The 4,660-nt window shown below is 49.9% G+C and carries 4 protein-coding genes, 4 tRNA genes, 1 rRNA gene and 1 pseudogene; 8 read left to right on the forward strand and 2 right to left on the reverse strand.

Annotated elements, in window-relative coordinates:
- Positions 1-2 precede the first annotated feature (2 nt).
- The 3 genes from rrf to birA all read left to right on the forward strand — a co-directional run bounded on the left by rrf (position 3) and on the right by birA (position 2,428).
- A 5S ribosomal RNA gene (rrf, locus tag NNO02_RS22535) occupies positions 3-118 on the forward strand.
- A gap of 322 nt (positions 119-440) precedes the next feature.
- On the forward strand, positions 441-1,469 hold the full coding sequence (murB, locus tag NNO02_RS22540) for a UDP-N-acetylmuramate dehydrogenase (protein ID WP_271455804.1): 1,029 nt from the start codon (positions 441-443) through the stop codon (positions 1,467-1,469).
- Positions 1,466-2,428 (forward strand): bifunctional biotin--[acetyl-CoA-carboxylase] ligase/biotin operon repressor BirA, encoded by a 963-nt coding sequence (gene birA / locus NNO02_RS22545; RefSeq protein WP_271442054.1) that lies wholly within the window; start codon positions 1,466-1,468, stop codon positions 2,426-2,428. Before murB ends, birA begins: the two co-directional genes overlap by 4 nt.
- 33 nt (positions 2,429-2,461) lie before the next feature.
- On the opposite strand, the gene coaA is transcribed toward birA, so the two are convergent.
- Positions 2,462-3,412, reverse strand: a complete 951-nt coding sequence (gene coaA, locus NNO02_RS22550; RefSeq protein ID WP_271455805.1) for a type I pantothenate kinase — start codon at positions 3,410-3,412, stop codon at positions 2,462-2,464.
- 290 nt (positions 3,413-3,702) lie between these two features.
- Positions 3,703-3,783 (reverse strand): annotated as a pseudogene (locus tag NNO02_RS22555) (hypothetical protein); the annotation flags it as partial.
- Between the two features lie 19 nt (positions 3,784-3,802).
- Here NNO02_RS22555 and NNO02_RS22560 point away from each other — a divergent pair.
- From NNO02_RS22560 to NNO02_RS22580, 5 genes are all read left to right on the forward strand, one after another.
- Positions 3,803-3,878, forward strand: a tRNA-Thr gene (locus NNO02_RS22560).
- An 8-nt stretch (positions 3,879-3,886) separates the two neighbouring features.
- Positions 3,887-3,971: transfer RNA gene (locus NNO02_RS22565), tRNA-Tyr, on the forward strand.
- A 114-nt stretch (positions 3,972-4,085) separates the two neighbouring features.
- A tRNA-Gly gene (locus tag NNO02_RS22570) sits at positions 4,086-4,160 on the forward strand.
- 5 nt (positions 4,161-4,165) lie between these two features.
- A tRNA-Thr gene (locus NNO02_RS22575) sits at positions 4,166-4,241 on the forward strand.
- Between the two features lie 118 nt (positions 4,242-4,359).
- A partial coding sequence (locus NNO02_RS22580; RefSeq protein ID WP_000031687.1) for a GTP-binding protein occupies positions 4,360-4,660 on the forward strand: 301 nt, incomplete at its 3' end.

Genomic DNA, 4,660 nt, shown 5'->3' on the forward strand with positions numbered 1-4,660 from the left:
TGCCTGGCGGCTGTAGCGCGGTGGTCCCACCTGACCCCATGCCGAACTCAGAAGTGAAACGCCGTAGCGCCGATGGTAGTGTGGGGTCTCCCCATGCGAGAGTAGGGAACTGCCAGGCATCAAATAAGTGAAGAAGCCCATCCTGACGGACGGGCTTTTTTGCGTCTGTGCGGGTGAAAACCGCCGGATGCACCGGACTGAATGTATGTTGTAGGCCTGATAAGCGCAGCGCATCAGGCATTCCCGTCGGCATTTTGCCGGATGCGGCGTATCGCCTTATCCGGCCTACAACGGCACCACAAGGTAGGCCTGATAAGCGCAGCGTATCAGGCACATCGCGGCACCATCGGGCACAAAGCAACCCCCCACGCTTCCATAAAACAAGCCATCCTGCGGCATATGCGGTAAACTAAGCGCGATTTTGCATCAGGAAAGCGTCTATGAATCACTCCCTTAAAGCCTGGAATACCTTCGGCATCGATCAGCAAGCTAACGAACTTGTCTGCGCCGAAAATGAGCAACAATTATTGAATGCCTGGCAATCAGCCAATGCATCACATCATCCAGTACTGATTCTGGGTGAGGGGAGTAACGTCCTGTTCCTCGATAATTTCCATGGCACGGTGATCGTAAACCGTATCAAAGGTATAGAGGTTACAGAGAAGCCTGACGCGTGGTATCTACACGTTGGGGCTGGTGAGAACTGGCATCATCTGGTACAGCATACATTGCAGCTTGGCATGCCCGGGCTGGAAAACCTGGCGCTTATTCCCGGCTGTGTTGGCTCATCGCCAATCCAGAACATTGGTGCTTATGGTGTGGAACTTCAGCGTGTTTGCGAATATGTGGACTGTATTGAACTGGCGACCGGTAAGCATCTGCGTGTAAGTGCTGCGGAATGTCGCTTCGGGTATCGTGACAGTATCTTTAAGCATGAGTATCAGGATCGCGTCGCGATTGTAGCCGTCGGTCTGCGTTTGTCTAAACAGTGGCAGCCCGTACTGACATACGGCGATTTGACGCGTCTGGATCCTGCAACGGTCACACCTCATCAGGTGTTTGATTCCGTCTGCCACATGCGAACAACAAAGCTGCCCGATCCAAAAGTGAACGGTAATGCGGGAAGCTTCTTTAAAAACCCGGTTGTCACCGCAGATATTGCGCAGGAACTCCTGTCACAATTCCCGACCGCACCTCACTATCCCCAGGCCGATGGCTCAGTGAAGCTGGCCGCTGGCTGGCTTATCGATCAGTGTCAGCTCAAAGGCATGCGTATTGGTGGCGCAGCAGTACATCAACAACAGGCACTGGTACTGATCAATGCGGGTAATGCGACGAGCCAGGATGTCGTGCAACTTGCACATCATGTACGACATAAAGTGGGGGAGAAGTTTAATGTCTGGCTTGAGCCAGAGGTTAGATTTATGGGCCCGCAGGGTGAAGTGAATGCTGTGGAGATCATCGCATGAAGGATAATACCGTCCCCCTGACGCTCATCTCATTATTGGCTGATGGCGAATTCCATTCAGGTGAGCAACTCGGTGAAAAACTGGGAATGAGTCGTGCAGCGATTAACAAACACATCCAGACGCTACGCGACTGGGGCGTTGATGTATTTACTGTTCCAGGTAAAGGCTACAGCTTACCAGAGCCCATCCAGCTACTAGACTCATCCGTTATTCATTCTCAGCTGGACGGCGGAAACATCACCGTTCTGCCCGTAATTGATTCAACCAACCAGTATCTGCTGGATCGAATTGGGCAACTGACATCCGGAGATGCCTGCGTAGCGGAGTATCAGCAGGCTGGTCGTGGCCGACGTGGGCGTAAATGGTTCTCGCCATTTGGTGCTAACCTGTATCTCTCTATGTTCTGGCGCCTGGAGCAGGGCCCGGCAGCGGCGATTGGTCTGAGTCTGGTCATTGGTATCGTCATGGCTGAGGTTTTACGCGATCTGGGGGCGGATAAAGTCCGTGTGAAATGGCCTAATGATCTCTACCTGCTCGATCGAAAACTGGCCGGCATTCTGGTTGAGCTCACCGGAAAGACGGGTGATGCCGCGCAGATCGTTATTGGTGCCGGAATTAACATGTCTATGCGCCGGGTAGAAGAGAATGTGGTTAATCAGGGGTGGATTAACTTACAGGAAGCAGGCATAAACATTGACCGTAATACGCTTGCGGCCCGGCTGATTCGCGAGCTTCGTGCTGCGCTGATACTGTTTGAGCAAGAGGGGTTGGTGCCTTATTTATCACGCTGGAAGGTACTTGATAACTTTATCAACCGCCCAGTTAAACTCATTATTGGCGATAAAGAAATATTTGGTATCTCGCGAGGAATAGATGCACAAGGTGCACTATTGCTCGAACAGAATGGCAAGATAACGCCATGGATGGGCGGAGAAATATCGCTCAGAAGTGCCGAATAATAAGAAGGGGAGCATCGGCTCCCCTTTTTTTATTTATTTTCTTAACCTGACTTGCTCAACGGCATGATTGGCGCTCTTGGTCATGATTAAACTGGCTCGCTCACGCGTAGGTAGTATGTTTTGTTTTAAATTCAACCAGTTAATCTCTTTCCAGAGCGACATTGCTGTATTGATAGCCTCATCCTCGGACAATTTCGCGTAGTTATGGAAATAAGAGTCAGGATTGGTAAATGCCCCTTCACGGAATTTCAGGAATCGATTGATGTACCACGTCTGGAGTAATTCCTCTGGCGCATCAACGTAAATAGAAAAATCGACGAAGTCAGAAACAAATACATGATGCGGGTCGTGGGGGTAGTCCATTCCGCTTTGTAATACATTTAACCCTTCGAGAATCAATATATCCGGCTGGGCAACCGTTTTGTCGCCATCAGGGATCACGTCATAGATCAGATGTGAATAGACCGGTGCGGTGACGTTAGGGACGCCTGACTTCAGGTCGGAAACAAATTTTACCAGACGGTGCATATCATAAGACTGGGGGAAGCCTTTCTTCTTCATGAGCCCGCGTTCTTTCAACACCTGGTTTGGGTGAAGGAAACCATCGGTCGTAATCAGCTCAACTTTGCGGTGCTCTGGCCAGCGGCTCAGCAGTGCCTGCAAAACGCGCGCGGTTGTGCTTTTACCAACTGCAACACTGCCTGCAATACTAATGATATAAGGAATACGCTGGCCGTTTGTGCCTAAAAATTGCTCCAGAACAGCCTGGCGTCGCAGGTTTGAACTGATGTAAAAATTTAGCAAACGCGATAGAGGCAAATAAATCTCAGCAACTTCTTCCAGCGATAAGTCTTCGTTAATGCCTTTCAGACGAGCAATCTCTTCCTCGGTCAGGGTCATCGGCACTGAATCACGAAGCGCAGCCCACTGGTTGCGATCAAACTGTAGGTAAGGCGACGTTAACGCTTGCTCTTTTATACTCATACGCATGGTCTGGCTGTCATTGCTATATCAGGTCAGTGATAAAAAACGAAATCATCCCCGGCACGCAATGGCACGCACATTTCAGTTAATTTGGACAATGGGCAGGAGGGTAACACCAGATGAGGGGGAATAATAAGAAAAAATCGTCCCCTGAAAAGCATTGTGACGAGTATTCCAGATGTATAAAGATGTGCTTTCTCTCTGTCCGAACGTGAATAACGGAGCGAAACCCTCTCCGGTTATAAGGCCCAGCGTTGGAAATTTGTGCAATCCAGACAAGAAATAGATTATTTATCGGACGTATAGTGCAAAATGTGAGCGGAAGAACATTTTATGCAATTTTTTAGTTGCATGAGCACGCAGGTATCCATAAAATGCGCGCTACTTGATGCCGACTTAGCTCAGTAGGTAGAGCAACTGACTTGTAATCAGTAGGTCACCAGTTCGATTCCGGTAGTCGGCACCATCAAGTCCGGTGGGGTTCCCGAGCGGCCAAAGGGAGCAGACTGTAAATCTGCCGTCACAGACTTCGAAGGTTCGAATCCTTCCCCCACCACCACTTTCTGGCAGCGTTATCGCCGCCTGAGTTGGTTAAAAAATTTAATCAGCTCAAACATAAAAGAGAGAAATCTCTTTTTGTTACAGAAAGAACTGGGTAGCCGAGTTTCAGGATGCGGGCATCGTATAATGGCTATTACCTCAGCCTTCCAAGCTGATGATGCGGGTTCGATTCCCGCTGCCCGCTCCAGACGTGCTGATATGGCTCAGTTGGTAGAGCGCACCCTTGGTAAGGGTGAGGTCCCCAGTTCGACTCTGGGTATCAGCACCACTTCACTTCTCCTTCCCGTTTCTCTCTGTTTACTTTTAAAAGCATTCAACAGCTCAGGTATATTGCCTGGTTGATGTGGTGATATCACCGATTTATCCGTGTCTTAGAGGGACAATCGATGTCTAAAGAAAAATTTGAACGTACTAAACCGCACGTTAACGTCGGTACTATCGGCCACGTTGACCATGGTAAAACAACGCTGACCGCTGCAATCACTACCGTTCTGGCTAAAACCTACGGCGGTGCTGCTCGCGCATTCGATCAGATCGATAACGCGCCGGAAGAAAAAGCACGTGGTATCACCATCAACACTTCTCACGTTGAATATGACACCCCGACTCGCCACTACGCGCACGTAGACTGCCCGGGCCACGCCGACTATGTTAAAAACATGATCACCGGTGCTGCGCAGATGGACG

Source organism: Citrobacter sp. Awk 2, from assembly GCF_028069815.1.
Taxonomy (GTDB): Bacteria; Pseudomonadota; Gammaproteobacteria; order Enterobacterales; family Enterobacteriaceae; genus Citrobacter.

Coding starts and splice junctions, on each gene's coding strand:
- murB (WP_271455804.1), top strand. CDS start 441: ATGAATCACTCCCTTAAAGCCTGGAATACCTTCGGCATCGATCAGCAA.
- coaA (WP_271455805.1), bottom strand. CDS start 3,412: ATGAGTATAAAAGAGCAAGCGTTAACGTCGCCTTACCTACAGTTTGAT.
- birA (WP_271442054.1), top strand. CDS start 1,466: ATGAAGGATAATACCGTCCCCCTGACGCTCATCTCATTATTGGCTGAT.